At 67.3% G+C, this 24,894-nt stretch carries 27 protein-coding genes; 21 read left to right on the top strand and 6 right to left on the bottom strand.

From position 1 onward, the window contains the following. The first annotated feature begins 61 nt into the window (after positions 1-61). Both B6S44_RS15425 and B6S44_RS15420 read left to right on the top strand, forming a co-directional pair. Positions 62-1,096 carry a GSCFA domain-containing protein gene (locus B6S44_RS15425; RefSeq protein ID WP_164985840.1) on the top strand — a complete coding sequence of 345 codons (1,035 nt, stop codon included), beginning with the start codon at positions 62-64 and terminating at the stop codon, positions 1,094-1,096. 179 nt (positions 1,097-1,275) lie between these two features. After that, entirely contained in the window at positions 1,276-1,557 is a 282-nt protein-coding gene (locus B6S44_RS15420) for a hypothetical protein (RefSeq protein WP_129157781.1), read from the top strand. A 12-nt stretch (positions 1,558-1,569) separates the two neighbouring features. On the opposite strand, the gene B6S44_RS15415 is transcribed toward B6S44_RS15420, so the two are convergent. Beyond that, positions 1,570-2,646 (bottom strand): LacI family DNA-binding transcriptional regulator, encoded by a 1,077-nt coding sequence (locus B6S44_RS15415; protein WP_129157780.1) that lies wholly within the window; start codon positions 2,644-2,646, stop codon positions 1,570-1,572. Between the two features lie 113 nt (positions 2,647-2,759). Here B6S44_RS15415 and B6S44_RS15410 point away from each other — a divergent pair, with 113 nt between their 5' ends. The 5 genes from B6S44_RS15410 to B6S44_RS15390 are packed head-to-tail and all read left to right on the top strand — an operon-like array spanning position 2,760 to position 8,818. After that, positions 2,760-3,776 (top strand): TRAP transporter substrate-binding protein, encoded by a 1,017-nt coding sequence (locus B6S44_RS15410; protein WP_129157779.1) that lies wholly within the window; start codon positions 2,760-2,762, stop codon positions 3,774-3,776. Between the two features lie 32 nt (positions 3,777-3,808). Continuing rightward, positions 3,809-5,686, top strand: coding sequence for a TRAP transporter large permease (locus B6S44_RS15405; RefSeq protein ID WP_129157778.1), 1,878 nt, complete (start codon positions 3,809-3,811; stop codon positions 5,684-5,686). 22 nt (positions 5,687-5,708) lie between these two features. Further along, positions 5,709-6,248, top strand: a complete 540-nt coding sequence (locus B6S44_RS15400) for a VOC family protein (RefSeq protein ID WP_129157777.1) — start codon at positions 5,709-5,711, stop codon at positions 6,246-6,248. A gap of 6 nt (positions 6,249-6,254) precedes the next feature. Then, positions 6,255-7,529 (top strand): ribulose-bisphosphate carboxylase large subunit family protein, encoded by a 1,275-nt coding sequence (locus B6S44_RS15395; protein WP_129157776.1) that lies wholly within the window; start codon positions 6,255-6,257, stop codon positions 7,527-7,529. A gap of 2 nt (positions 7,530-7,531) precedes the next feature. Beyond that, positions 7,532-8,818: a four-carbon acid sugar kinase family protein gene (locus B6S44_RS15390; RefSeq protein WP_129157775.1), complete on the top strand. Its 1,287-nt coding sequence runs from the start codon at positions 7,532-7,534 to the stop codon at positions 8,816-8,818. A 12-nt stretch (positions 8,819-8,830) separates the two neighbouring features. On the opposite strand, the gene B6S44_RS15385 is transcribed toward B6S44_RS15390, so the two are convergent. Further along, complete coding sequence (locus tag B6S44_RS15385) at positions 8,831-9,154, bottom strand: hypothetical protein (RefSeq protein ID WP_129157774.1); 324 nt, start codon at positions 9,152-9,154, stop codon at positions 8,831-8,833. Between the two features lie 220 nt (positions 9,155-9,374). On the opposite strand from B6S44_RS15385, the gene B6S44_RS15380 reads away from it, so the two are divergent. From B6S44_RS15380 to B6S44_RS15370, 3 genes are all read left to right on the top strand, one after another. Next, entirely contained in the window at positions 9,375-10,901 is a 1,527-nt protein-coding gene (locus B6S44_RS15380; RefSeq protein WP_129157773.1) for a serine hydrolase domain-containing protein, read from the top strand. Further along, on the top strand, positions 10,898-12,481 hold the full coding sequence (locus B6S44_RS15375; RefSeq protein ID WP_129157772.1) for an ABC transporter substrate-binding protein: 1,584 nt from the start codon (positions 10,898-10,900) through the stop codon (positions 12,479-12,481). The genes B6S44_RS15380 and B6S44_RS15375 overlap by 4 nt, the downstream gene beginning before the upstream one ends. A gap of 87 nt (positions 12,482-12,568) precedes the next feature. Further along, complete coding sequence (locus B6S44_RS15370) at positions 12,569-12,790, top strand: hypothetical protein (protein ID WP_129157771.1); 222 nt, start codon at positions 12,569-12,571, stop codon at positions 12,788-12,790. Positions 12,791-12,792: 2 nt separating this feature from the next. Here the strand turns inward: B6S44_RS15370 and B6S44_RS15365 are convergent, their stop codons facing one another. Further along, positions 12,793-13,143: a PepSY domain-containing protein gene (locus B6S44_RS15365; RefSeq protein ID WP_129157770.1), complete on the bottom strand. Its 351-nt coding sequence runs from the start codon at positions 13,141-13,143 to the stop codon at positions 12,793-12,795. 119 nt (positions 13,144-13,262) lie between these two features. Here B6S44_RS15365 and B6S44_RS15360 point away from each other — a divergent pair, with 119 nt between their 5' ends. The 5 genes from B6S44_RS15360 to B6S44_RS15340 all read left to right on the top strand — a co-directional run bounded on the left by B6S44_RS15360 (position 13,263) and on the right by B6S44_RS15340 (position 19,086). Next, entirely contained in the window at positions 13,263-14,405 is a 1,143-nt protein-coding gene (locus B6S44_RS15360) for an anhydro-N-acetylmuramic acid kinase (RefSeq protein WP_129157769.1), read from the top strand. A 73-nt stretch (positions 14,406-14,478) separates the two neighbouring features. Then, a complete protein-coding gene (rfbC, locus tag B6S44_RS15355; protein ID WP_129157768.1) occupies positions 14,479-15,057 on the top strand; it encodes a dTDP-4-dehydrorhamnose 3,5-epimerase in 579 nt (192 codons plus the stop codon). Beyond that, positions 15,054-16,109, top strand: a complete 1,056-nt coding sequence (gene rfbB, locus B6S44_RS15350; protein ID WP_129157767.1) for a dTDP-glucose 4,6-dehydratase — start codon at positions 15,054-15,056, stop codon at positions 16,107-16,109. Before rfbC ends, rfbB begins: the two co-directional genes overlap by 4 nt. 174 nt (positions 16,110-16,283) lie before the next feature. Then, positions 16,284-18,407 carry a protein-disulfide reductase DsbD family protein gene (locus B6S44_RS15345; RefSeq protein WP_206735172.1) on the top strand — a complete coding sequence of 708 codons (2,124 nt, stop codon included), beginning with the start codon at positions 16,284-16,286 and terminating at the stop codon, positions 18,405-18,407. Between the two features lie 40 nt (positions 18,408-18,447). Beyond that, complete coding sequence (locus B6S44_RS15340) at positions 18,448-19,086, top strand: thioredoxin family protein (protein ID WP_129157766.1); 639 nt, start codon at positions 18,448-18,450, stop codon at positions 19,084-19,086. A gap of 164 nt (positions 19,087-19,250) precedes the next feature. Here B6S44_RS15340 and B6S44_RS15335 read toward each other — a convergent pair whose 3' ends face one another. Beyond that, the gene (locus B6S44_RS15335; protein WP_129157765.1) at positions 19,251-19,547 is read right to left on the bottom strand and encodes a hypothetical protein; all 297 of its coding nucleotides are present in this window, start codon (positions 19,545-19,547) and stop codon (positions 19,251-19,253) included. 143 nt (positions 19,548-19,690) lie between these two features. Beyond that, a complete protein-coding gene (locus B6S44_RS15330; RefSeq protein WP_129157764.1) occupies positions 19,691-20,077 on the bottom strand; it encodes a SpoIIAA family protein in 387 nt (128 codons plus the stop codon). Positions 20,078-20,195: 118 nt separating this feature from the next. Here B6S44_RS15330 and B6S44_RS15325 point away from each other — a divergent pair, with 118 nt between their 5' ends. After that, complete coding sequence (locus B6S44_RS15325) at positions 20,196-20,414, top strand: hypothetical protein (RefSeq protein WP_248309615.1); 219 nt, start codon at positions 20,196-20,198, stop codon at positions 20,412-20,414. Between the two features lie 3 nt (positions 20,415-20,417). On the opposite strand, the gene B6S44_RS15320 is transcribed toward B6S44_RS15325, so the two are convergent. Next, entirely contained in the window at positions 20,418-21,143 is a 726-nt protein-coding gene (locus B6S44_RS15320) for a hypothetical protein (protein WP_129157762.1), read from the bottom strand. Positions 21,144-21,608: 465 nt separating this feature from the next. On the opposite strand from B6S44_RS15320, the gene B6S44_RS15315 reads away from it, so the two are divergent. Genes B6S44_RS15315 through B6S44_RS15295 form a run of 5 tightly spaced genes read left to right on the top strand, consistent with a single transcriptional unit; the run spans position 21,609 to position 24,665 of the window. Further along, complete coding sequence (locus B6S44_RS15315; RefSeq protein ID WP_129157761.1) at positions 21,609-21,848, top strand: hypothetical protein; 240 nt, start codon at positions 21,609-21,611, stop codon at positions 21,846-21,848. Positions 21,849-21,857: 9 nt separating this feature from the next. Then, positions 21,858-22,052, top strand: coding sequence for a hypothetical protein (locus tag B6S44_RS15310; protein ID WP_129157760.1), 195 nt, complete (start codon positions 21,858-21,860; stop codon positions 22,050-22,052). Positions 22,053-22,059: 7 nt separating this feature from the next. After that, a complete protein-coding gene (locus B6S44_RS15305) occupies positions 22,060-23,169 on the top strand; it encodes a methionine ABC transporter ATP-binding protein (RefSeq protein ID WP_129157759.1) in 1,110 nt (369 codons plus the stop codon). Next, positions 23,159-23,824 carry a methionine ABC transporter permease gene (locus B6S44_RS15300; protein WP_129157758.1) on the top strand — a complete coding sequence of 222 codons (666 nt, stop codon included), beginning with the start codon at positions 23,159-23,161 and terminating at the stop codon, positions 23,822-23,824. The genes B6S44_RS15305 and B6S44_RS15300 overlap by 11 nt, the downstream gene beginning before the upstream one ends. 43 nt (positions 23,825-23,867) lie before the next feature. After that, the gene (locus tag B6S44_RS15295; RefSeq protein WP_129157757.1) at positions 23,868-24,665 is read left to right on the top strand and encodes a MetQ/NlpA family ABC transporter substrate-binding protein; all 798 of its coding nucleotides are present in this window, start codon (positions 23,868-23,870) and stop codon (positions 24,663-24,665) included. Positions 24,666-24,894: the final 229 nt, after the last annotated feature.

Here is a 24,894-nt window from a genome sequence, read left to right as displayed (position 1 = left end):
GACGGTCCGACAGCGGGCCGAACCTACAGCCTATGGGTTTTCACGAACGCAGGAGACGATCATGCGGATCGAGTACAATGCAGGCACAGCCCTTTCCATCATGCGCGGCAATCCCGTGCGCGGTTGGATCTCTGGCAAGCCGGAGAAGATGGCCAAGGAACGGCTGACCACCGGCAACTACCTGTCCGTCGAGCACAAATCGAAATTCAAGATCGATCCGTCATGGCCGATCTTCACCATGGGCTCCTGCTTCGCCCGCGAGGTCGAGAACATCCTGATGATGCGCGGGCTGCCGCTGCTGCTCAAGGGCCATGGCGTGCCGGCCGAACATTTCGAAAGCTGGGATGAGGAGACGGGCCGCGGCGGCGGCGCCGATCGCGGCCAGCTCAGCCGCGGCGCGCTCAACAAATACTCGGTCCGTTCGATGACGCACGAACTCAGGCGCGTGCTGGCAGGCGAGAGCTATCCCAATGACGGGCTGGTCGAGCTCGCGCCCGGGCAATGGTTCGATCCGCATGCCAGCGGCCTGAAATTGCTCGACCGCGAGACCGCCTTCGCCAACCGCAAGCGCCTCACCGAGGCGACCGCGCAGATCAAGAATGCGCGCATCTGCTTCTTCACGCTCGGCCTGACCGAGACCTGGCTCGATTCAGAGACGGGGATCGCGATGAATGCACATCCCGGCCCGACCTGGCTGGCGCGGATGCCCGATCGCTTCCGCTTCATCGACTACGGCTACGATACGACGCTGGCCGACATGCTCGACACGATCGGGCTGATCCGCGAGCACTGCCATCCGGAGATGCGCTTCATCGTCACCGTCTCGCCAGTGCCGTTCGGCGCGACCTTCAAGGATGCCGACGTGATCGTCGCCAACAGCGCCTCGAAATCGGTGCTGCGCGCCGTGGCCGAGGAGCTCTTCCGCCGTTTCGACTTCGTCGACTACTTCCCGAGCTACGAGATCGTGCTCAATTCGCCGCGCACCATCGCCTTCGAGGATGACCAGCTCCACATCGCCCGCGAGATGGTCGCGCATGTGATGACGACCTTCCAGAGCGCCTATCTCGGCGACGCCGCGCAGCCGCAGGCAGCCTGACCTCACCAGTCCGACGTGACGTCGCAGCGCGGTCATCGATCCGCCGCGCTGCCTCTGCCTCCAGATCCTGAAAACCATTGCTCGCCTGAAGGGTTGCTTTGGAATCGGTCGCAAGACCGGTTCAGGCATGCAACGATGGCAGCGCCGGAGCTGTCCGGTACTGGCTGGTGGAGGACGAGATGAACGTCGCCAATCTACAGCTCGAAGGCATGCTGCTGGCCTTCACCGCCGTGTTGCGCTCACTGGTGGCATCGGGGGCCCTTAGCGAGGCACAACTCAAGGCCGCGCTGACCGAAGCCGAGCAGACGGGGCTTGCCGACCAACAGCGCTGCGACCAGCTCAGCCCGAGCCAGCGCGATTCAATCGCCTTCGCCGCGCGCTTCCTGTCGATCGCGACGCGGCCCGACACCGATATGAGGTCGTTCTCGGCAGTGGCGCGCGAGGTCGGTCGCACCACTTGAGCTGTCAGCCCGTCAGGGCAGGTTCTCGCGCAGCACGATCTCGATGCCGGGTCGCGCCGTGCCTTCGGCCGCCGGCCGCCCGGCGCGCAGGTTCGCGAAGATCGCGACGCAGCTCATCAGCGTCGCCAGCGGCTGCTGGGTGATGACCGCATCCATGGTGCCGTCGACGAGGAGGCCCCGCGTCTCCGGTGTCAGCCCATGGCCGACGAAGACCACATCCTGCCGCCCGGCCTCCTTCAGCGCCCGGGCGATGCCCTCCGGCCCGCCGCCGATATTGTAGATTCCGGCGAGGTCCGGATGCTGGCCGAGCAGGGTCTTGGTCTGGCGATAGTTCTTGGCCTCGTCGTCATGGCCTTCGCGCAGCCCGACCACGGCGATGTCCGGATAGAGTTCTTCGAACAGATGCAGGAAGCCCATCTCGCGCTCCTCATGGGCGCGATAGCTCAGGCTGCCTGCGATCATCGCGACCTTGGCGCGGCGCGGCCCGATGAAGCGGGCGATGAGCTGGCCGGCGGTGCGCCCGGCAGCACGATTGTCGAGTCCGACATAGGCGGCGCGAGCCGTATTGGCGATGTCGGAGATCAGGGTCACGCTGGGCACGCCGCGCTCGGCCAGAAGGTCGACCGCCTCGCGCACGGTCGGGTGCTCCAGCGCCATGAAGGCGACGCCGTCGACCTCGCGGCCGATCCGCCTGAGCTCATGAGCGAGCAGTTCCGGCTTGAAGCTCTCGATATGCTCGACCCGGGCACGCATGTTGAAGGAGGCGAGCTGGTCCTGCGAGCCGGCGATCAGCCGGCCGAGCAGGCCGAGGAAGCGGTTGTTCCCGGCCGGCAGCAGGAAGCCGAGCCGCAGGGGACGCAGCGCACTCGCCGGCAGCGCTCCCTCCATGACGTAGCCGAGCTCACCCGCCGCCTTGAGCACGCGCTGGACTGTCGCGGGCCGTACGCCCGGCCGCTGGTTGAGCACCCGGTCGACGGTCGCGGTCGAGACGCCAGCCAGCGTCGCGACATCCTCGACCCGCGCCATCTGGCGGCGGCGCGGCGCGGATGGCTCGGCCTCCTCGACAAACCTGAGAATCGGTCGGTTCATTCCATCAAAAGCCATCAGAAAATGAGCTTGAAGACCATCAGACGCGATTTCTATGCTGAGCGTCAAGCACTCAAGAGCGATCAAATCGCATCAGCACGTCCAGGGAGGACATCATGACCGGACCGAGCCGCCGCACGCTCATCAAGGGCCTAGCCGCCGCCCCCGCCGCATCGCTGATCGGCATGCCGATGATCGCGCGTGCCGCCGAGATCGAGCTGAAATACGGCAACAACCTGCCGCTCAGCCACCCGCTCAACATCCGCGCTCAGCAAGCGGCCGAGCGCGTCGCCAAGGAGACGAACGGGCGGGTCGAGATCAAGATCTTCCCGAACAACCAGCTCGGTGGCGACACCGACATGCTGAGCCAAGTCCGCAATGGCGGCATCACCTTCTTCACCCCGTCGGCGCTGGTGATCGCGACGCTGGTGCCTGTCGCGGCGATCAACGCGGTCGGCTTCGCCTTCGCCGATTACGACCAAGTCTGGAAGGCGATGGACGGGCCGGTCGGCGCGCATGTCCGGGCCGCGATCGAGAAGGTCAACCTCTACGCTTTCGAGAAGATGTGGGACAACGGCTTCCGCCAGATGACCACCTCGGGCAAGGCGATCGAGCAGGCGGCCGACATGGCCTCGCTCAAGATCCGCGTGCCAGTCTCGCCGCTGTCGATCTCGATGTTCAAGGCGCTCGGCGCCGCCCCGGCCAGCCTGCAGTTCTCCGAGGTCTATTCGGCGCTGCAGACCAAGGTCGTCGACGCGCAGGAGAACCCGCTACCGATCATCCAGGTCGCCAAGCTCTACGAGGTGCAGAAGAGCTGCGCGGTCTCGAACCATATCTGGGACGGTTTCTGGTTCATCGCCAATGGCCGCGCCTGGCGCGGCCTGCCGCCGGACATCCAGAAGATCGTGGCGTCCGCGATCAACGATGCCGGCGTCGCCCAGCGCGGCGACATCAAGAGCCTCAACGAAACCGTGCAGGCCGACCTGCAATCCAAGGGGCTTGCCTTCAACAAGACCAACCCCGACAGCTTCCGGGCCAAGCTCCGCGATGGCGGGTTCTACAAGGAATGGCAGGAGCGCTTCGGCGCCGAAGCCTGGGGCCTGCTCGAGGGAGCGGTCGGCAAGCTCGCCTGAGGCTTGCCGGGACCGAATCTCGAGGACACGCCATGGACGCTCACGCCGCCACCCTGCTGCCGCCGGCCATGCCGGCGACCGGATTTGGTCGCCTCGCGGACAGGCTCGACCGCGCCGTCGGCACGGTGGTCGAGCTCGTCGCGGCCGTGCTCGTCCTCGCCGAGATCGTCATCCTCGGAGCGGGCGTCACCGCCCGCTACGTCTTCCACGCGCCGCTGGTCTGGTCCGACGAGCTCGCCTCGATCCTGTTCCTCTGGCTCTCCATGCTCGGCGCGGTCGTGGCGCTGCGCCGCGGTGAGCATATGCGCATGACCGGTCTCGTCACCCGCGTCGGCCCGCAGACCCGCGCTGTGCTCGAAGCGCTCGCCATCACGGCCGCGATCGCCTTCCTGATGATGATCTTGCCGGAGGCGCTGGACTACGCCGAGGACGAGCGCTTCATCGTCACCCCCGCGCTGGAGATCGCCAATTCCTGGCGCGCAGCGGCGCTGCCGATCGGCATCGTCCTGATGCTGTTCGCCGCCTTCTGCCGGCTGCTGCGCTTCGGTTCGTGGAAGCCCGTCCTATTGGCCGCTGGCCTCACGGTGGCCCTCATCGTTCTGTTCTGGCTGCTCGGGCCGGTGCTAAAGCCGCTCGGCAAGCTCAACCTCGTGATCTTTTTCGTCGGCCTCGTCGCGGCCAATGTCTTCGCCGGCGTGCCGATCGCCTTCTCCTTCGCGCTCGCCACCTTCGGCTATCTCTCGCTGACGACCTCGACGCCGATGGTCGTGATGGTTGGCCGCCTCGACGAGGGCATGAGCCACCTCATCCTGCTCGCCGTGCCGCTCTTCATCTTCCTCGGCGCGCTGATCGAGATGACCGGCATGGCCCGCGCCATGATCCAGTTCCTGGCCTCGCTGCTCGGCCATGTCCGCGGCGGGCTCTCCTATGTCCTGATCGGCGCGATGTACCTGGTCTCCGGCATCTCCGGCTCGAAGATCGCCGACATGGCGGCGATCGCACCGGTGCTGTTCCCGGAGATGCAGAAACGTGGCGCCAAGCCCGGCGACCTCGTCGCGCTGCTCTCGGCCACCGGCGCACAGACGGAGACGATCCCGCCCTCGATCGTGCTGATCACCATCGGCTCGGTCACCGGCGTCTCGATCGCGGCGCTGTTCACCGGCGGCATGCTGCCGGCCGTCGTACTCGGCATCGCGCTCTGCTTCGTCGTCTGGTGGCGCAACCAGGGCGAAGATCTCAGCCACGTCACCAAATATTCGAAGCGCGAGATCGGCAGGCTCTGCCTGATCGCTCTGCCGGCGATCGCGCTGCCCTTCGTCATCCGTGCCGCCGTCGTCGAGGGCGTCGCCACCGCGACCGAGGTCTCGACTATCGGCATTGCCTATGCGGTGCTGGCCGGCCTTCTGATCTACCGCCAGTTCGACTGGCGCCGGCTCAAGAGCTTGCTGGTCGACACCGCCTCGCTCACCGGCGCGATCATCTTCATCATCGGCTGCGCCACCGCCATGGCCTGGGGGCTGACGCAATCGGGCTTCTCGCAGGATCTCGCCAAGGTCATGGCGGCGGTGCCCGGCGGGACCTGGGGCTTCCTCGCCATCTCGATCGTCGCCTTCGTCATCCTCGGCAGCGTGCTCGAGGGCATCCCGGCGATCGTGCTGTTCGGGCCGCTGCTCTTCCCGATCGCCAAGCAGATCGGCGTGCACGAGGTGCACTACGCCATGGTCGTGATCTTCGCGATGGGCATCGGCCTCTTCGCTCCGCCCTTCGGCGTGGGCTATTACGGCGCCTGCGCGATCTCGAAGATCAATCCCGACGAGGGGCTGAAATACATCTGGGCCTACATGCTGGCTCTGCTGGTCGGCCTCGTCGTCGTCGCCGCCGTGCCGTGGATCTCCATCGGCTTCCTCTAGACATCTTCGCAGGAAAGCACCCATGAGCCGTCATTTTGGCCAGATCCGTCAGGCCGGCTATGTCGTCCCCGATATCGAGGCGGCGATGGATTACTGGAGCCGGGTGCTCGGTGTCGGGCCGTTCTTCTACAATCCCAAGGTCCCGATCAAAAACTACCGCTACAAGGGCGAGGCCTACGAGCCGCATAATTCGGTGGCGCTCGCCAACTCGGGCCCGCTGCAGATCGAGCTGATCCAGTGCCGCAATGCGGTGCCGTCGATGTACAAGGACTTCACCGATGCCGGCCATAGCGGCCTGCAGCATGTCGCCTACTGGACCTCGGATTACGATGCCGACCTCTCGCGGCTGCTGGCCGAGGGCTTCAAGCCGGTGATGTCGGGAGAGGTCGGCGAGCGCGGCCGCTTCATCTATTTCGATACCCACTATCATCCCGGAACGGTGATCGAGCTTTCCGAGGTCGCCGGACCCAAGGGCGAGATGTTCCGGTTGATCCGCGAGGCGGCCGAGAACTGGGACGGCAAGGACCCGGTGCGCCCCTTCCCTGATCTGAGTAAGCTCTGAACGGCCATGCCGACCGAACGCTTCACAGCAACTTACCTGATCGAGACGCCGCTCGACCCTCGCAAGGTCGCTGATGTCATGGCCGGCGAGCAGTCGAGCGGCACCTTCACCCGTGTCGCCGGCGAGACCGACGAATTGCGCGACCGCACCCGCGCCGTCGTCGTCGCGGTCGAGGAGTTCGACAGCGCCGCCGAGCCGAGCCTGCCCAATGCCTGGCTGACGCGGAAGGGCGTCGCTGGACCTTGGCGGCGCGCCAGGATCACGCTGTCCTTCCCCGTCGACAATGTCGGTGCCAACCTGCCGACGCTGGCCGCGATCGTCGCCGGCAACCTGTTCGATCTCGGCGAGGTCACCGGTCTTCGGCTCGAAAGCATGGCTTTGCCGGCTTCGTATCGCCGCCTGTTCCCGCTCCCGACCCGCGGCATCGCCGGCACCCGCCGGCTCACCGGGGTAGCCGATGGCCCGATGATCGGCTCGATCATCAAGCCCAATGTCGGCCTGCGTCCGTACGAGACCGCGGAACTGGTCGGCAAGCTCTGCGCAGCCGGGCTCGACTTCATCAAGGATGACGAAATCTCGGCCGACCCGGTCCACGCGCCGTTGGCCCAGCGCGTCCCGGCGGTGATGGCGGCGGTGCGCCGCCATCAGGACCGCACCGGCAAGGCGGTGATGGTCGCCTTCAACATCACGGCCGAAACCGACCAGATGCGCCGCCATGCCGAACTGGTCGAGCGCGAGGGCGGCTCCTGCGTGATGGTCAGCCTGAACTGGTGCGGGTTCTCGGCGGTCGAGACCCTGCGCCGCTCGACCAGCCTTGCCCTGCACGGCCATCGCAACGGCTTCGGCGCGCTCTCGCGCCATCCGCTGCTCGGCATCGGCTTCCAGGCCTATCAGACCTTGTGGCGGCTCGCCGGCGTCGACCACATGCATGTGCATGGCTTGCAGGGCAAGTTCGCGCAAGAGGATGAGGAGGTCGTGACCTCGGCGAAGGATTGCGTGACGCCGCTGACGGATGGCATCGACGACCGCGTCCTGCCAGCCTTCTCCTCCGGGCAATGGGCCGGAACGGCGCAGCCGACCTGGGATGCGCTCGGCCATGACGACCTCCTGTTCATGGCGGGTGGCGGCATCCTCGCCCATCCCGGCGGGCCGGCGGCCGGCGTCGCCAGCATTCGCCAGGCCTGGGAGGCCGTCGCGGCCGGCGTGCAGCTGACCGACGCCGCGAAGAACCAGAGCGAGCTCGCGCAGGCGCTCGCCTTCTTCGGCAAGGGCGCCGGCTGAGCATGGCCGGCGAGGCGCCTCATTACGGCTGGTACGGCGACGACTTCACCGGCGCCACCGATACGCTCGCCACACTGGCGGAGGCCGGCCAGCGCGCTCTGCTCTTCCTGCGCATCCCGACATCCCAGCAACTCGCCAGCGCCGGACCGCTCGATGCGATCGGCATCGCCGGCGCGACGCGCGCAATGGCGCCAGACGCCATGGCGCGGGAGCTGGACGAGGCCGGGCGCTTCTTCGCCGCGCTCGGCGTCGGCCTCCTGCACTACAAGTGCTGCTCGACCTTCGACAGCGCGCCAGGGATCGGCAGCTTCGGCGCTGCCGCGCGCGCCTTGCGGCCTTATTTCCCTAATCCACTGCTTCCCGTCATTGGCGGCCAGCCAAATCTCGGCCGCTACTGCCTGTTCGGCAACCTCTTCGCCGCAGCCGGAGCCGGCGGCACCGTGCATCGCATCGACCGCCATCCGACGATGAGCGCCCACCCGGTGACGCCGATGGGCGAAGCCGATCTACGGCGGCATCTCGCCGCGCAGGGGTTGAAGCGCGTCAGCCTCGTCGATTACCGCAGCTATGACGGCGACGGGGCCGGGCCGGCTCTCGCCACTGCGCTGGCTGAAGAGCCCGAAGCCGTGCTCTTCGACGTCTCGCATCCCTCCGATCTTGTCGCGATCGGCGCCTTGCTGCGTGCGCGGATGAGCGCGCGGCCGATGCTCGCGATCGGCGCGAGCTCCGTCGCACAAGCCTTCGCCGGCTTCCCGCAGGCTGCGCAACCCGCGATGCCGAAGCTGGCGCGCAGCGAGTCGGGCGGCAACCTGCTCGCTCTGGTCGGCAGCCTGTCACCGGTGACCCGCGCGCAGGTCGATCTCGCCGAGGGCTATGAGCGGATCGCGATCGATCCGGCCCGACTGACCGGCGAGCCCGCATATATCGAGGCACTGCGCGCCGAAGCGCTCGCGCGTCTGGCGCAACGCAACGTCATGCTGATCACCGACAAGCCGGCCGGTGCACCGGGCGAGACCGGCAAGGTCGCGGCCGCGACCGGAGCACTGCTGCGCGACATCATGAACGAGGCGCGGATCGCGCGGCTGGTCGTCGCCGGCGGCGACACCTCGACGCTGGCGATCCGTTCGCTCGATCTCTGGGGCCTATCCTATCGCTCGCCCTGCACGCCGGGCGCGCCGCTCTGCAGCGCCCATAGTGACGATCCCAGGCTCGACGGCCTCGATATCGTGTTGAAGGGCGGCCAGATGGGCACGCCCGACTTCTTCAACCGCGTCGCGGAGATCGGCTGAGCCGATCTCGGCTCACGGGCAGACGTAGCCGCCCTGATTGTCGGGCACGCAGCGTGAGCCGTTCGGCAGGTTGAGCGCCCCGGCACGATCGCGCCGGACATAAGCGCCATTGGGCAAAGCGAAGCCGCCTGTCTGGTCGGTTTGGACGCGCGTCCCGTCAGGCAATTGCAAGCCACCGGCGCCGTCGCTGACGATCCGCTTGGTCATCACGGTGGCGCCGGGCGCAGGGCCGGGCGCCAGGCCGGGAGGCGGGGCGCCGAAGCGCTGCGGCTGCGAGCAACCCGCCGCGATGCCGGCGAGACCGATGGCCCCGGCTAGGAAGAATGCGCGTCTCATGCCAATCCGCCTCCTCAATATCGCTTCATCAAATCCGCAATCTCCGACAGGGCCGGGCCGTGGTCCAGCATGCCGCGCGCGCGACGGCAGGATCGACCAGCGATTGTGCCGCTTTCATGACGAGGGGGCCGAACGCCAACGCATGACCGGAAGGATTGCCTAGCCGCACCCTTATCCGCGACAGTTCCATCCGGGACGGATCGCCGGAGAGCAGACGCGCATGGTCGACTGGATAAAGGGACGGACCGAAGCGCAGGCGATCGCCGAGCCCTGGACGAGGCAAGGCGGGCCGGGCGGCGCCATCGTGCTGTTCGACCGCGACGGCGTGCGCGAGAGCGCCAGCGGCGGCTTTGCGGTGATCGAGCACCGCCTGCCCTTCACCCCCGACACGCAGAACCGGCTGGCCTCGATCAGCAAGCATATCTGCGCCGCCATGCTTCTGCGGGACGGGGTTCCGCTGGAGGAAACGCTCGGTAGCTTCATCCCGGAGCTGCCGGAAGCATTGGGCGCGGTGCCGCTTGGCCGCGCGCTCGACATGACCGGCGCGCTGCCGGACATGATGGAAGCGCTCTGGCAGCTGGGCACGCCCTTCACCGCGAGCCTGTCCGCCAGCGAGATTTTCACCGCTGCCTGCCGCCTGCCCGGGCTCAATGCCGAGCCCGGCACCGAGATGGCCTATTCGAACACCGGCTGGCGATTGGCGCAGGCGATCCTCGAACGCCGAACCGGCAAGGGCGCGGCGCAGTTGGTGAATGAGTTGATGGTGCCGGCCGCGCTGCCGATCCGCTTCGTCTCCGACGAAACCGAGGTCGTCCCGGGACTCGCCATCGGCTACTGGCATGACGGGCAAAGCTGGCGGCGCGGCTTCTACGGCTTCAACTTCTCGGCCTCGGGCGGCATGGCCGGCAGCGCGGCCGGGCTGGCGCGTTGGGCGGCGGGGCTGATGGCCGGGCGCGAACTCTATGCCGGGCTGCTCGACCGACTCGCCGCACCGCGCCAGTTCGCCGATGGCAGCGAGAGCGGCTACCGGCTCGGCCTCGTCGCGAGCCGGCTCGGCGGTATCAGGATCATCGGTCATGGCGGATCGCTGACTGGCTATCGCAACCATATGCTGATGGCGCCTGACCAAGGCGTCGGCGTGGTCGTGCTGACCAATCGCGAGGAGGATGCGCTCTGGCCGGCCCTGCGCGTGCTGGCGGCGCTGACCGGCGAAACCTTGCCGAGCGAGCCAGAGAGCGTTCCGACAGGGCTCTATACAGCTGAGGACGGGCCGTTCTGGGCCGAGCTCGCCAGCGGCGCGATCAGTTTCATGGGCGGCTATGAGAAGCTCGTCTCGGACGGAACCGGCGGCCTGCGCAGCCTGCCGGCCTATCTCGATGTCAGGCTGAAGCCTGAAGCCGACGGAGCGCTCGCTGGCACGATCGGCGGCGTGTCGCGCCGGCTGCTGCCGGTGCCGGCCGAGACGAAGCTCGACGAGCGCCTCGTCGGGCGCTGGCGCGATGATCGGCTCGGCGTCGCGATCACGATCCGCGCCGATGGCACGGCGTCCTGGCCCTGGGCCGGGACGATCGGCCGCGAGACCCGGCTAACGCCACTGCCCGGCGGGCGGACGCTGGCCGATCTCGCGCACGGCCCGTGGCAGCACCGGCCTTGCCTCTGGCTGCAAGGGGACGGAAGCTTGCGCCTCGCCGGCCATCGTTCGCGCATCCTGCATTTCACCCGCATCGACCAGGGAGGTCAGCCATGATCCGATCCCGCCTTGCCGCGACACTCATCGGCGCGACGGCACTGCTGCTCTCCGCCGGCGCACAGGCGCAGCCGGCGCCCAAATCCGTGCTGCGGGTCGCGCCGCACGCCGACCTCAAGACGCTCGATCCCGTCGCCGCCTCGATCGTGATCACCCGCATGCACGGGCTGATGATCTACGAGACCCTGTTTGCCTGGGACGCCAACCTCCAGCCGAAGCCGCAGATGGTCGAGAGTTTCTCGACTGCGCCGGACGGGCTCAGCTGGACCTTCACACTGCGGCCGGGCCTGAAATTCCACGATGGTCAGCCCGTGACGACGCGCGACGTGATCGCCTCGCTGACGCGCTGGATGAAGCGCGACACGATCGGCGGCAAGCTCGGCGAGTACACCGAGGGCATGGAGGCGAAGGACGACAGGACCTTCGTGCTCAAGCTGAAGAAGCCGATGGCGCTGGTGCCGTTTGCGCTCGGCTCTGCGGTCGGCCAGATTCCGGTGATCATGCGCGAGGCCGATGCCGCGACCGACCCGATGAAGCCGGTGACCGAGACGATCGGTTCGGGCCCGTTCAAGTTCAATCGCGCCGAATGGCGCAGCGGCGCCAAGGTCGTTTACGACAGGAACCCCGACTATGCGCCGCGCTCCGAGCCGGCTGACGGGCTCGCCGGCGGCCGCGTCGTCAAGGTCGACCGGGTCGAATGGTTGATCATGCCGGATGCGGCAACGGCGGCGGCCGCCCTGCAGACCGGCGAGATCGATATCTGGGAACAGCCGAGCCAGGACCTGATCCCGGTGGTCGCGGCGGCCAAGGACGTCAAGGTCGAGCGCTATTCCAACCTCGCCAACCAGGTGATGCTGCGGCCGAACAGTCTGCATCCGCCCTTCGACAACCCGAAGGCACGACTCGCGCTCGCCTATGCCACCGACCAGGCCGAGTTCCTCGCCGGCGGCTTCGGCGACGAGGAATGGTGGAAGCGCTGCGCCGCCTACTTCATCTGCGGCGGGCCAAACGGCACGCAGGCCGGCACGGAGGCTTACGCCAAGCCCGATCTGGACAAGGCGAAGCAGTTGCTGGCGGAGGCCGGCTACAAGGGCGAGAAGCTGGTGCTGACCACCAGCAACGACATCGCCGCGATCGGCCGAATGGCCGAGGTCGCCGCCGCCCAGCTGAAGAAGGCCGGCGTCAATGTCGCCGTCCAGTTCTCCGACTGGGGCACCGTTACCACGCGCCAGCAGAACAAGAGCCCGCCGGACCAGGGCGGCTGGAACCTGTTCGTGACCTATGCCTCGGGCGCGACCATGCAGTCGCCCATGACCAATATCGGCACCAACATGGCCTGCGAGAAAGCCTGGGCCGGCTGGCCCTGCGACGCCGAAGCGGAGAAACTGCGCGGCGCGGTGGTCGATGCGCCCGACGATGCCGCCCGCAAGGCGGCGGTCGAGGCGCTGCACAGAAGGCTCGCCGAGATGCAGCCTTATCGCGTTCTGGGTCAGTTCGATCAGCCTTATGCCAGGCGCGCCAATGTCTCGGGCGTGCTGGCAGCGCCGGTGATGCTGTTCTGGAACATCGAAAAGAAATGACGCCGACGCGGCGTTAACCGGTTCCTGACCGATTGCGGGCGAGACTCAGCAGAACGATTCGCCTTCCAGTCTCGTGAGACACGCGTAATGGGTCAGGTCCTGATGGGTCAGGTTTTGCAGTTCCGGTTGAAGCCGCCGGTCGTCGAGCATGACGGCGATGCGCTCGACCTCATGTCGGCGATCGATTTCGCCCTGCGCGATCTCGCCGACATCACGCCGCATATCCTGCACGAGCCCAGCCGAGAGCAGGCCAGGCAGTGTCGGGAGATGCTGCAGGACGCCTTTGACGCAGCGCTGCGGGTCGGCTGACCTCAGTCGCGCCTGACCGCGACGACATAACCCTCGTCATTGATGACGACGCGGATGTCCTCGTCGTCATCATCGGTGCCCGAGACGATCCAGACTCCGCGACGGCGACGGACGCTCTCGACATCGACCACACCGCTACGGCGGGCGATCCGCACGGCCTCGCGCCGGCTGATGCCGTAGTCATCATCGTCGGCTTCCGGCGGCCGGGGCGGGTATGGTGGCGCCGTCGGTGCGTCGGAGGACGGAACGTCGAGCGGCGGCGCACCGATCTCGCCGCTCGATATCTGTGCGAGAGCCGGCGCGGTCGGAACGAGACCCAGGCAGGCGATCAAGACGAAGCGACGGGTCAGCATGCCGGTCTCCAGGGCGGGTTCGCCTTTGGGTAGGTGGCGATTGGGTCGGAATCGGGTCGGGATTGCGGGCGGACTTTGCCTGTGACAGGCATCGCGCCGGGCAAGAGGAGATGCAGAGCATGCAGCCAGCCTGGGCGATCGGCCTGATGACCGGAACGGTCCTCGACGGCAATATCGACATCGCCGCCATCCGGACGGACGGCTCAGCGGTCGCCGAGTTCGGCCCATGGCGGCTTTCGCCCTATCGCCAGGAGGTTCGCGACCTGCTGACTGAGGCGGTGCAGGCGGCGCTCGGTTGGCGCTTCGAGGGGGCGGAGCCGGCGATCTTCGCCGAGGCCGAGCGCGCCCTGACCCTGGCGCAGGCCGAGGCGGTCGCTGAATTCCTCGCCGCCGAGGGCATCGCTGCGAGCGAGGTCGCAGCGATCGGCTTCCATGGCCAGACAGTGCTGCATCGCGCCCCGACGTCTGAACGCAAGGGCGATACCCGCCAGCTCGGCGACGGCGCGCTGATGGCGAAGCGGCTCGGCATCGATGTCGTCTATGATTTCCGCACGGCCGATGTCCGCGCCGGCGGCCAGGGCGCACCCTTGGTCGCGAGTTATCATGCCGCGCTGATGCGCAGCATCGGCGCCGGGCAGGAGACCGCCGTTCTCAATCTCGGCGGCGTCGGCAATCTCAGCGCCTTCGCCGATGCCGACCATGTGCTCGCCTTCGACACCGGGCCGGGCAATGCGCCACTGAACGACTGGATCAAGCAGCACGACAAGGGCGAGATGGACCGTGACGGCGCCTTCTCGCTGGCCGGAACAGTGGACGAGGAGAGGCTCGCGCGCCTGCTCGAACACACCTATCTCTTCGCGTCCTATCCGAAATCGCTCGACCGCCATGACTTCACCGCCGCCATGGCCGAGGGCCTCTCCTTCGAGGACGGGGCGGCAACCCTGACCGCCTTCACTGCCGGCGCGGTCAGACGCGGACTCGACCTGCTTCCGGTCAGGCCGAGAAAGCTGATCGTCTGCGGTGGCGGGCGGCGCAATCCGGCGATCATGGCGGCGCTCAATGCCCGCACTGGTGCCGAGGCGGTTCCGGCCGAGGCGGTCGGCTGGCGCGGCGATGCAATCGAGGCGGAGTGCTTCGCGTTCCTCGCCATGCGCCGCAAGGCCGAGCTGCCGATCAGCTTTCCGCTGACAACGGGCGTGGCGGAACCAATGACGGGCGGGCGGATCGCGAGAGCCGGATCCGATCAGATTGAATCAATCTGATCGGTGAACCCGTCTCTCACTTTGAGTTAGAGCGGGCGTTGACGGCGCGCGCCAGCGAGGGTTCAAGGACGCCATGAGCAAGTTCGCCTTCGAGCCCCTCGCCATTCCCGCCGTCGTGCTGATCCGCCCGAAGAAGTTCGGCGATGCACGCGGCTACTTCATGGAGACCTGGAGCGCACAGGACTTCGCGGCGGCAGGCATCGGTGCCGTCTTCGTGCAGGACAACCAGTCGCTCTCGGCCGCACGCGGCGTGGTCCGCGGCCTGCACTTCCAGGCCCCGCCAGCGGCGCAGGCCAAGCTGATCCGGGTGCTGAAAGGCGCGATTTTCGACGTCACGGTCGATATTCGCCGGGGGTCGCCCAGCTACGGCAGATGGTGTGCGGCGACGCTCACTGCGGATGGCGCCGAGCAGCTCTTCGTGCCGCACGGCTTCGCCCATGGCTTCTGCACGCTCGAGCCCGATACCGAGGTCGTCTACAAGGTCGACGGTCCCTATGCGCCGCAGACCGAGGGCGGAATTGCCTGGGACGACCCTGAGCTTGCGATCGACTGGCCGGTCTCCGAGGCCGAGGCGCAGCTTTCCGGCAGGGACGTAGCCCTGCCCGGCTTTGCCGGCTTCGTCAGCCCGTTCCGCTATGAGGACTTCGCGTGAAGCGCTATCTCGTCACCGGCGGCGCCGGCTTCATCGGCTCCGCCGTAGTGCGCCACCTGATCCGGCAGACGCCGCATCAGGTGCTGGTCGTCGACAAACTGACCTATGCCGGCAATCGCGACAATCTAAGCGTTGTCACGAACGATCCGCGCCTTGCCTTCCTTGAGGCCGATATCGGCGATGCAGCGGCCATGCGGCGGGCCTTCGCCGAATTCGCGCCCGACATCGTCATGCATCTCGCGGCCGAGAGCCATGTCGATCGCTCGATTGATGGGCCGGCCGCCTTCATCGAGACCAATATCGTCGGCTCCTTCGTGCTGCTGCAGGAGGCGCTGCGGCACTGGCGCTCGCTGCCGCCGGTGGAGCGGGCCGGCTTCCGCTTCCACCAGATCTCGACCGACGAGGTCTTCGGCTCGCTCGGCGAGGACGGGCTGTTCAGCGAGAGCTCACCCTATCAGCCGAACTCGCCCTATTCGGCCTCGAAGGCGGCCTCCGACCATCTGGCGCGGGCCTGGCACCACACCTACGGCCTGCCGGTCGTGCTCTCGAATTGCTCGAACAATTACGGGCCCTATCACTTCCCCGAGAAGCTGATCCCGCTGATGATCCTCAACGCGCTCGAGTGCAAGGATCTGCCGGTCTACGGCTCCGGCGCCCATGTCCGCGACTGGCTGCATGTCGAGGACCATGCCCGCGCGCTCGCCTTGATCGCCGAGAGCGGCCGGATCGGCGAGAGCTACAATGTCGGCGGCTCGGCAGAACGCAGCAATCTTCAGGTGGTCAAGGCGATCTGCGCGCTGATGGACGAGCTTGCGCCCGATGCCGCTAAAGGCCCACGCGAAAACCTGATCCGCTTCGTCGCCGACCGGCCGGGCCATGACCAGCGCTATGCAATCGATGCTTCCAAGATCGAGCGCGAGCTCGGCTGGCGGCCGCAGGAGAGCTTCGAAAGCGGGCTGCGCAAGACGGTCGCCTGGTATCTGGAGAACCGCGACTGGTGGAGCAGGATCCGCTCCGGCGTCTATCGCGGCGAGCGGCTCGGGGCGGCGTAGAGCATTTTCGAGCGAAGTGGATACCGGTTCGCGTGAAGAAAATGCGATAAAACAAAGATCCAGAGCCTGCGACCTCGCGCCGCTATCACCCGCTTGTCATTGGCTTTTCGCGATGGAAGCGGGCATCTGGTGGGCATGATCGCGACGAGCCTATCACGCCGGACCGCTAACCGGTTGCTGCAACGCGCCACCATGGCACTCGCCTTGCTGGCGCCTGCGCCGCTGCTCGCCGCCGAATCCGCCGCCGTGATCTCGCCGCGCGTCACCGCCACCTTGCTGTCGAGCCGCGATGCGGTCACACCGGGCGAGCGCTTCCAGATCGCCCTGACCCAGAAGCTCGCGCCGGGCTGGCACAGCTACTGGCAGAACCCGGGCGATTCCGGCGAAGCGACGCGGATCGAATGGACCTTGCCGGAGGGCGTGAGCGCCGGCGCGATCCAGTGGCCGGCGCCGAAGGCGATCCGTGTCGAGCCGCTGGTCAATTTCGGCTTCGAAGACAATGTTGTGCTGCCGGTCGAGATTTCGGTCCCGGCGAACGCCAAGCCGGGCGAAACGCTGACGCTCTCGGCCAAGGCGACCTGGCTGGTCTGCGAGAAGATCTGCATTCCCGAAGAGGGCGCCTTCACGCTCGACCTGCCGATCGCGGCGACGAGCGCAGTCGATGCCGATGCTGAGGCGCGGATCGAGCAGGCTCGCGCCGCCCTGCCAAGGCCGGCGGGCTTCACCGGCAAGCTGACGGCGAAGGGCGAGGACAAGCTCACGCTGACCCTGCCCGATCTTCCGGCCGGCGCCAGCGATATCCGCTTCTTCCCGATCCTGGACACGTTGATCGAGCATGCGGCCGCGCAGCCGGCTGATGGCGGCGCGTTGACGCTGACACGCTCCACCGCCTTCAAGGTCGGAACGCCGATGACCGACGGCGTCCTCACCTTCGAGGAAGGCGGCGCCAGGCGCGCGCTCGCGCTCAGCGCCGAGGTCGAGCCGGCCTTGCTGCAGGCGGTTGCCGCTCCGTCGCAGCCGTTAGCGAAAGTGACGCTGCCGCCGCCTCCGGCCGAAGACCTGACGATCTGGCTGGCGCTGGCCTTTGCCTTCGCCGGCGGCTTGATCCTCAACCTGATGCCTTGCGTGCTGCCGGTGCTGTTCATCAAGGCGCTCGGCTTCGCGCAGGTCGCGCAGGCCAGCCGAAGCGAGGTCCGCCAGCAGGGGCTGCTCTTCCTCGCCGGCGTGCTCGCGACCTTCCTGATATTGGGCGCACTGGTCATCGCCCTCGGCGCCGGCTGGGGCTTCCAGTTGCAGTCGCCGCCGCTCGTCATCCTGCTCGCCGTGCTGATGACGCTGATCGGTTTCAACCTGATCGGCGCCTTCGAGATCGGCGGCCGCATGCAGGGCGTCGGCGACGGGCTCGCCAGCCGCAGCGGGCCGGTCGGCGCCTTCATGACCGGCGCGCTCGCCGTCGTGGTGGCAACGCCCTGCACCGCCCCGTTCATGGGCGCGGCGATGGGCTATGCGCTGACGCAACCGCCCGCCGCAGCGCTCTCGATCTTCATGGCGCTGGCGCTCGGCTTCGCTGCGCCGGTCGTCGCGCTCTCCTTCGCGCCAGGGCTGCTGCGCCTGCTGCCGAAGCCGGGACGCTGGATGATCGTGCTGAAGCAGGCCTTTGCCTTCCCGATGTTCGCGACCGCGATCTGGCTGATCTGGGTCGCGACCATGCAGGCCGGCGCCGACGGGGCACTCGCCGCACTGGTCGCGATCCTCATTGCCGGCCTCGCGCTCTGGCTGATTGGCGTGACGCGCGGAAGCGGCCGTGGCTTGCGGATCGCAGCAGGTCTGGCGGCCATCCTGCTTGTCGGCGCGACCTCGGCCTTCGTGATCGAGAGTGCGACACCTTCAGCGCAGCCTACGGCGCAGGCCGGAGCGGAAGCGCCGGGCGTCTGGTCGCCGGCGCGGGTCGCCGAATTGCAGGCGCAAGGGCGGCCGGTCTTCGTCAACTTCACCGCCGCCTGGTGCATCACCTGCCTCGCCAATGACCGCGTCGCGCTGTCGCGGCAGGAGGTAAAGGACGCCTTCGCCAAGCTCGGCGTCGCCTATCTCAAGGCCGACTGGACCAATCGCAATGCCGAGATCGCCGCGACGCTGGCGGAGTATGGCCGGGCCGGCGTGCCGCTCTATCTTTTCTATCCGGGAACGAAGGGCGCGCAGGCCGAGGTGCTGCCGCAATTGCTGACGCCCGAGACCGTGGTCAGCGCCGCTCAGCGCGCCGCCGGCAAAGAGGTGAAGACCGCATCAAGCCAGAAGTGAAGCCAAGCCCCGACGTTTCAACCTCAGAAGGAGACTGACGATGAAAGCCGTGAGCAGACAGACCTTCCTCGCCGGCCTTGCCGCCACCGCACTGGCGCTCACCTCGGGCGCAGCCTTTGCCCAGAGCGCGGCCAAGACCGGTGCCAAGGCCCCCGATTTCTCGGTGGTCGACGTTGACGGCAAGCTGCAGAAGCTTTCGGACTATTCCGGCAAGACGGTGGTCCTCGAATGGACCAACCATGACTGCCCCTATGTCCGGAAGCATTACAACAGTGCCACCATGCAGACACTGCAGAAGGACATGGCCAAGGATGGCATCGTCTGGCTCTCGGTGATCTCCTCGCCTGCGGGCGAGCAGGGCCATGTCGATGCAGCCAAGGCCAAGGAGCTGACCAAGACGCGCGACGCCGCCCCGGCCTCAATCCTGCTCGACCCGAAGAGCCAGCTGGCCCGCGCCTATGGCGCCCAGACCACGCCGCACATGTACATTATCGATCCCAATGGCACGCTCGCCTATGCCGGCGCGATCGACGACAAGCCCTCGTCGAGCGCCTCCAGCCTGACCGGCGCCAAGAGTTATGTCCGCCAGGCGGTGGCCGAGCTCAAGGCCGGCAAGGCCGTCTCGGAGTCTGCGACCAAGGCCTATGGCTGCGTGGTGAAATACGCGCCGGTGAGCTGAAATCTGGCTCAGCCGTCGAAGGCAAGAGCGCAGCCCCTCGCCCATCCAGGAGACATTCGGGCGCGGGTGGCTTTGCGTGGCGGTTTTCGCGCCCTTTCAATAAAAAACCCGCGCCCTTCGCCCTGGGGGACAGGGTGGCGAAGGGCGCGGGGTACGGACCGCCTCTACCAGCGGTCGTAGCGGTCGTGATGGCGGCGGCCATGGGCCGGGGCCCAGGGCGGCGGGCCGCCACGGTGGCGGCCATAACCGTAGCCACGGTCATAGCCGCGATGGTGGCCGCCATAGCGGTTCTGGCGTTCCATATTGCGCTGGATTTCCCACATCCGGTGCTCGCGGGTGTGGCGGGTGTAGGTCGCCTCGACCTTGTCGAGGGCGGCAGCGCCGCTGAAGGCTTCGCTGGCGGCCGCCGGAGTGACGGCCGCGCCGAGCGCGATCGCCGCGGCGATGAGAAGGTGGCGCATAGGGCATCTCCTTTTGAGTTGTCGCTATTGAAGCGCATTCGGCTGGAACCCCGCCTGAACGGGGCAGTCGGCTGCCGTTCATCTGCGCGCCATGTTTTCGCCACAGCGTCGGGAGGCCGGCATGCCCTGGGTGCCGCCTGAACTCAGGCGTTCGGCCCGCCCTCGATCTCGCTCGCCCAGGCGAGCGCTGCGTCGAAGGCGTCGGGCTTGAAGCTCCTGACCTCGACGAAGGGCACGAGCGGGCTCGCGATCGCGACCAGCGTCTCGATCCAGCCCTTGTCGGTGACGACGGCCTCGCGCGGGAAGCGGCGCCATTGCAGGATCTTGCCGAAGCCGTAGCGCGCATCCTTGAGGCCGGCGCGGAAGGTCATGTCCTCGAAGCCGCTGAGGTCGGCGAGGATGCCAAGTTTTTCGTGACGTTCGAGCTTGCTCTCGATCTCGGCGATCAGCGTGTCGAAATCCGGCTCGGAAAGCGTGCCGGTGATGCGGAAGGCCGCGACATGGTCAGGGGCGGGAAGGATGTCGAGCATGGATGGGCTCCTGGCTTGCGCTGGAAACAACGCAGGCGTGCGGCTGAAGTTCGTGCCGAACCATCGCTGAGCCGAGGCGTTGGCAAAGCATGGGGGCTCGACGCGCGCACAGGAGACGATGATGGCCAATGCTGGCGGGAAGCTCGGTCCGAGCATCAAGGGCAAGGGAGACGGCACCGGCGCGACGAGCACGCGGCCGGCCTCGTTGCCCGACCACAAAGTGCTCTCCAATCGCGACAAGACGCAGCTCAACCGCGGGCGCGGCCTCGACGGCAAGTGGATCGAGAACGAGCAGGTCTACGAGACGCAAGCCAACCAGCGCTCGCAGGACGAATGAGCCCTATTTCAACGCGATGATTAGCATCAGGAAGGCGAGGACGATCAGGACCTGCTTCAGGCTCCAGTTGATCCGCCTGAGCTGCTCGGCGACCGGGTCCTCCGGCGGCTCGGTCTCGGCCGGCTGATCCGGTTGCCTTGCGAGGAAGGCCGGGTCGCCAGCTGCTTCGTTCGCGGCGGCCCGCCAGCTGATGCTTTGCACCCGTCCATGCGCCTGGCGCGGACGGCCATCAGCCTCTGGCGCGAGGTGGAAGAGCGGCGGCTCCTCGTCCGCGCTGCCCTCGCGCAGCCAGAGATTGGTCGTCGCGGCGAAGGAGAGATGACCGGCGCGGCCGTCAGTGAGGTCTTTCCGCAGCCCTGCGAACAAGGGATGCGGGAGGAAGAGTTCGGCCGCGAGCCGGTCGTCGAGATCGCCCTGTGCCCCGGCGGCTGAGCTGAGGCGCAGCAACGGCGCATTCTCGCCGGGGAAGGAGCGGATCGTCAGGGACAGGTCCTGCGCTGGCTCCGGCTGGTCGATCCGGGCGAGCCGCGCGCCGTTCGGCCGGGCGTGGGCTTCGATACGTCCGGCGTCGTGCAACGCGCCGTCGCGCCAGTCGTGCCCGGAGACCACGACGAGCCCCTCCGCCGTGAAGGCGAGCAGCTTCGCCGCGTCCTGGACGAAGGCGCCGGCCACCCCCGGCAGCGTCATCCGCCCGTCCACGATGCTGGCGCTGTCCGTCCTGTCGTTCATCCCGCCCCGCCTTGAGTCGGTGCGACGATAGCAGGTCGGCCGGGCGATGCCAGATTGGCAGGTTGTTCTACGCCAGGGGTGGTATGGGCCACGCCGGAAAAGAAAATTTCCTTCTCCGCCCGTTCGGCGAAAGGCTCTTCCTAATCGCCGCGTACCTTTAAAAGAACGTTTGGATTGACATGCAGAACGAGCTTTCCTAAATTACGGACGTCGTCGGTTCACCGATGGCCGCGGAGATTTGAGCGAGCAGCTTGCGCCGCGTCACCAAACGCTAAAGCGCCACGACGTGGTCGTGGGCTCCTGGCTTTGAGGAGATGAACATGACCGGTTTCCCGCTCCGCCCTGCCGAACAGCTCCGCCGTTCGATGATGTGCTGTTGTCGCCGCTGATCCAGCGTTGACGCCGCCACCGGCGTCTTTTCCGACATCACTCAGTACAGGGCGCCGCAACGCGGCGAAGATCGTCATGTCGTTCCAGTCCCAGGTCATTTCCAACCCGCCGACCCGCCAGGCTTATGTCATCGAGGTCGGCGAAACCCAGGCGGGCCTCGTCGCCCGCGGCGCCGATGAGCGCTTCTTCACCTTTATCTCCGCCTCCGCGGCCTTCGATCGGCTCGAAGGCCAGCGCTTCGCGACGCCGGTCGCGGCCGAATTGGCGGCGCGCCAGCTCGTCCGTTCGCGTCCCGGCCTGCGCTTGGCGGCCTGAGGCGAGCCGGTGACGCTGTTCGAGACACTGCGCGCGGCATTCGCCGCCTGGTTCGAGCGGGCGGTGCCCGTCGAACCGAGGGAGTCGCGCTGGCTGGAGCGCTCCCTCGCCGAGCTTGGTGCCGAGGAACGCCGCCGCTCGATCCGCGAGGTCACGCTCGAGCAATTAGGCATTGCGCACTGGTCGTGCCACACGCATTTCTGAGGTCATGATGAACGCCCCCGTGAAGCCCGACGCCTTTCGCGTCGAGGCCCTCCTTCCGACGCCACCGGCCGATGCGATCATTCGCTTCGAAGCCGTCGGCAAGACCTTTGCCAGCCGTGACAGCCAGGAGCCGGTGACGGCGCTCGCCGGCATCGACCTGGTCGTGCCGCGTGGCAGCATCGTCGGCGTGATCGGCCGCTCTGGTGCCGGCAAGTCGACGCTGATCCGCCTCGTCAACGGGCTGGAGCGCGCCACCGCCGGCCGCATCCTGATCGAGGGCGAGGACGTCACCAATCTGACCGAGGCCGGCTGGCGCGAGCGTCGGCGCGCCACCGGCATGATCTTCCAGCATTTCAACCTGCTGTCGTCGCGCACCGTGTTCGACAATGTCGCGTTGCCGCTGGAGATCGCCGGCGTGCCCAAGGCGAAGATCGAGGCCCAGGTCAGTCGCCTGCTGGATCTGGTCGGGCTTGCCGACAAGCGCGAGCGTTACCCGGCCGAGCTCTCCGGCGGCCAGAAGCAGCGTGTCGGCATCGCCCGGGCGCTGGCAACCGAGCCGAAGGTGCTGCTCTGCGACGAGGCGACCTCGGCGCTCGACCCCGAGACGACGCGCGCGATCCTGGCCCTGCTCAAGCAGGTCAATCGCGAGCTCGGCATCACCATCCTCCTGATCACCCACGAGATTCCGGTGATCAAGGAGATCTGCGACCGCGTCGCGGTGATCGAGGGCGGCCACATCGTCGAGGAGGGCGAGACCTTCGAGGTGATGACCCGGCCGCGCCACCCGACCACGGCGAGCTTCGTCGAGGCGGTGACCGGCGTCGAGGTGCCCGAATACCTTGCCGGCCGCATCCATGCGCAGGCGCTCGCCGGCGACAGTGCCGTGCTGCGCATCGCCTTCACTGGCGAGAACGCAACCACCCCGGTCATCAGCCGCCTCAGCGCCGTCATCGGCGTCGACGTCAACATCCTTGCCGGCCGCATCGATGCGATCGGCGACAAGCCGTTCGGCAGCCTCTTGGTCTCGGTGCCGGCGAGCGAGCCTGAGCTCGCCGCCGTTTTCGGCGCGCTGAAATCCCTCGGTCTCAAGGCGGAGCTGGTCGGCCATGTCTCCTGAACTCATCCGACTGATCGTCGAGGCGACCGGCGACACGCTGCTGATGGTCGCGATCGCGGCCGGGCTCGGCACCGCGCTCGGCCTGCCGCTCGGTGTCTTCCTCGCTACCAGCAAAAAGGGCGAGCTCTTCGCCGCGCCCGCGGTCAACGCGGTGCTCGGTGCGCTGGTCAACGCCACGCGCTCGACGCCCTTCATCATCCTGGTCGTCGCGATCATCCCGTTCACCCGGCTGATCGCCGGCACCTCGATCGGCACCTTCGCCGCGACCGTGCCGCTGACCGTGGCCGCGACGCCCTTCATCGCCCGCCTGATCGAGGGCGCCATCCGCGAGGTCGATCAGGGCCTGGTCGAGGCGGCGCGCTCGATGGGCGCGAGCCCGCTGCAGATCGTCCGCAAGGTGCTGGTGCCCGAGGCGCTGCCGGCGATCGTGCTCGGCCTGACGCTTGCTCTCGTCAGCCTGCTCGGCTTCTCGGCCATGGTCGGCGCGGTCGGCGGCGGCGGGCTCGGCGATCTCGGCATCCGCTATGGCTATCAGCGCTTCATGCCGGATGTGATGGCGATCGTCGTCGCAGTGCTAATCGTCCTCGTCCAGACCGTGCAGAGCGTCGGCGATCGCCTGTCGCGCCACCTCAACAAGCGCCTGCGTCACGCCTGATCGATTTTCGTTTCCAACCCGTTCAGTTCACCAAGGAGCTACCATGTCCGTCCTCTTCAGCCGCCGCCTCGCGCTCGGCTTTGCCGCCTCGCTCGTCCTTGCTGCCCCGGCGCTCGCCCAGCAGAACCAGGTCGTCCGCATCGGCGCCTCGCCCGGCCCGCATGCCGAGATCCTGGAGAAGGTGAAGCCGATCGCCGCCAAGAAGGGACTCGACCTCAAGATCATCGAGTTCTCCGACTATGTCGTGCCGAACCAAGCGCTGGCCGCCGGCGAGCTCGAGGCGAATTCCTTCCAGAACCAGCCCTATCTCGACAACCAGGTGAAGGATCGCGGCTTCAAGCTGGTCAGCGTCGGCCTGACCGTGAACTTCCCGCTCGGCATCTACTCGTCGAAGTACAAGAGCTGGGCCGAGGTGCCAGATGGCGCCACCGTCGCGATCCAGAACGACCCGACCAATGGTGGCCGCTCGCTCCTCCTCCTGCAGGACAAGGGTGTGATCAAGCTCAAGGACGGCGTCGGCTTCAAGCCGACCGTCGCCGACATCGTCGGCAACCCGAAGAAGCTGAAGATCATCGAGATCGAGGCGGCCCAGACGCCGCGTTCGCTCCCCGACGTCGCTGCTGCCGCGATCAACACCAACTACGCCGTCGACGCCAAGATCGAGCCGACCTCGGCGATCCTGCGCGAGGACCCGAAGGGCCCTTATGTCAACCTGATTGCCGTGCGCGAGGTCGACAAGGACAAGCCCTGGGTCAAGGCGCTGCTCGAATCCTATCACACCCCCGAGATCAAGGCCTTCGTCGCCGAGCGCTTCAAGGGCTCGGTCCTCGCCGGCTGGTAAGGCTCCTCCCCCCAGGCCGTGGTCACGGCCGGGCACCTGCCCCGGAAGCGCAAGCTTCCGGGGTTTTTCGTTTGGGCGCGCCCTTGCCGTCTTTCCGGGGCTTCGCGCAGCGAAGAGCCCGGAATCCAGAACCGGTGCGGCGGCTCAGTGAAGCTGGGCGGCTGGATGTCTGTCCTGAGGCGGTATCGGTTCTGGGTTCCGGGCTCGCCGCTGCGCGGCGCCCCGGAAA

It is taken from the genome of Allobosea sp. Tri-44 (genome assembly GCF_004123845.1).
Classification (GTDB): Bacteria; Pseudomonadota; Alphaproteobacteria; order Rhizobiales; family Beijerinckiaceae; genus Allobosea.
The sequence above is the reverse complement of the archived record's forward strand: the minus strand, read 5'-3'. Positions and strand labels throughout refer to the sequence as shown.

Bases quoted from the DNA above. Each gene is read 5' to 3' on its own strand.
- B6S44_RS15425 (WP_164985840.1), top strand. From the start codon at position 62: ATGCGGATCGAGTACAATGCAGGCACAGCCCTTTCCATCATGCGCGGC.
- B6S44_RS15420 (WP_129157781.1), top strand. From the start codon at position 1,276: ATGAACGTCGCCAATCTACAGCTCGAAGGCATGCTGCTGGCCTTCACC.
- B6S44_RS15415 (WP_129157780.1), bottom strand. From the start codon at position 2,646: ATGAACCGACCGATTCTCAGGTTTGTCGAGGAGGCCGAGCCATCCGCG.
- B6S44_RS15410 (WP_129157779.1), top strand. From the start codon at position 2,760: ATGACCGGACCGAGCCGCCGCACGCTCATCAAGGGCCTAGCCGCCGCC.
- B6S44_RS15405 (WP_129157778.1), top strand. From the start codon at position 3,809: ATGGACGCTCACGCCGCCACCCTGCTGCCGCCGGCCATGCCGGCGACC.
- B6S44_RS15400 (WP_129157777.1), top strand. From the start codon at position 5,709: ATGAGCCGTCATTTTGGCCAGATCCGTCAGGCCGGCTATGTCGTCCCC.
- B6S44_RS15395 (WP_129157776.1), top strand. From the start codon at position 6,255: ATGCCGACCGAACGCTTCACAGCAACTTACCTGATCGAGACGCCGCTC.
- B6S44_RS15390 (WP_129157775.1), top strand. From the start codon at position 7,532: ATGGCCGGCGAGGCGCCTCATTACGGCTGGTACGGCGACGACTTCACC.
- B6S44_RS15385 (WP_129157774.1), bottom strand. From the start codon at position 9,154: ATGAGACGCGCATTCTTCCTAGCCGGGGCCATCGGTCTCGCCGGCATC.
- B6S44_RS15380 (WP_129157773.1), top strand. From the start codon at position 9,375: ATGGTCGACTGGATAAAGGGACGGACCGAAGCGCAGGCGATCGCCGAG.
- B6S44_RS15375 (WP_129157772.1), top strand. From the start codon at position 10,898: ATGATCCGATCCCGCCTTGCCGCGACACTCATCGGCGCGACGGCACTG.
- B6S44_RS15370 (WP_129157771.1), top strand. From the start codon at position 12,569: ATGGGTCAGGTCCTGATGGGTCAGGTTTTGCAGTTCCGGTTGAAGCCG.
- B6S44_RS15365 (WP_129157770.1), bottom strand. From the start codon at position 13,143: ATGCTGACCCGTCGCTTCGTCTTGATCGCCTGCCTGGGTCTCGTTCCG.
- B6S44_RS15360 (WP_129157769.1), top strand. From the start codon at position 13,263: ATGCAGCCAGCCTGGGCGATCGGCCTGATGACCGGAACGGTCCTCGAC.
- rfbC (WP_129157768.1), top strand. From the start codon at position 14,479: ATGAGCAAGTTCGCCTTCGAGCCCCTCGCCATTCCCGCCGTCGTGCTG.
- B6S44_RS15340 (WP_129157766.1), top strand. From the start codon at position 18,448: ATGAAAGCCGTGAGCAGACAGACCTTCCTCGCCGGCCTTGCCGCCACC.
- B6S44_RS15335 (WP_129157765.1), bottom strand. From the start codon at position 19,547: ATGCGCCACCTTCTCATCGCCGCGGCGATCGCGCTCGGCGCGGCCGTC.
- B6S44_RS15330 (WP_129157764.1), bottom strand. From the start codon at position 20,077: ATGCTCGACATCCTTCCCGCCCCTGACCATGTCGCGGCCTTCCGCATC.
- B6S44_RS15325 (WP_248309615.1), top strand. From the start codon at position 20,196: ATGATGGCCAATGCTGGCGGGAAGCTCGGTCCGAGCATCAAGGGCAAG.
- B6S44_RS15320 (WP_129157762.1), bottom strand. From the start codon at position 21,143: ATGAACGACAGGACGGACAGCGCCAGCATCGTGGACGGGCGGATGACG.
- B6S44_RS15315 (WP_129157761.1), top strand. From the start codon at position 21,609: ATGTCGTTCCAGTCCCAGGTCATTTCCAACCCGCCGACCCGCCAGGCT.
- B6S44_RS15305 (WP_129157759.1), top strand. From the start codon at position 22,060: ATGAACGCCCCCGTGAAGCCCGACGCCTTTCGCGTCGAGGCCCTCCTT.
- B6S44_RS15300 (WP_129157758.1), top strand. From the start codon at position 23,159: ATGTCTCCTGAACTCATCCGACTGATCGTCGAGGCGACCGGCGACACG.
- B6S44_RS15295 (WP_129157757.1), top strand. From the start codon at position 23,868: ATGTCCGTCCTCTTCAGCCGCCGCCTCGCGCTCGGCTTTGCCGCCTCG.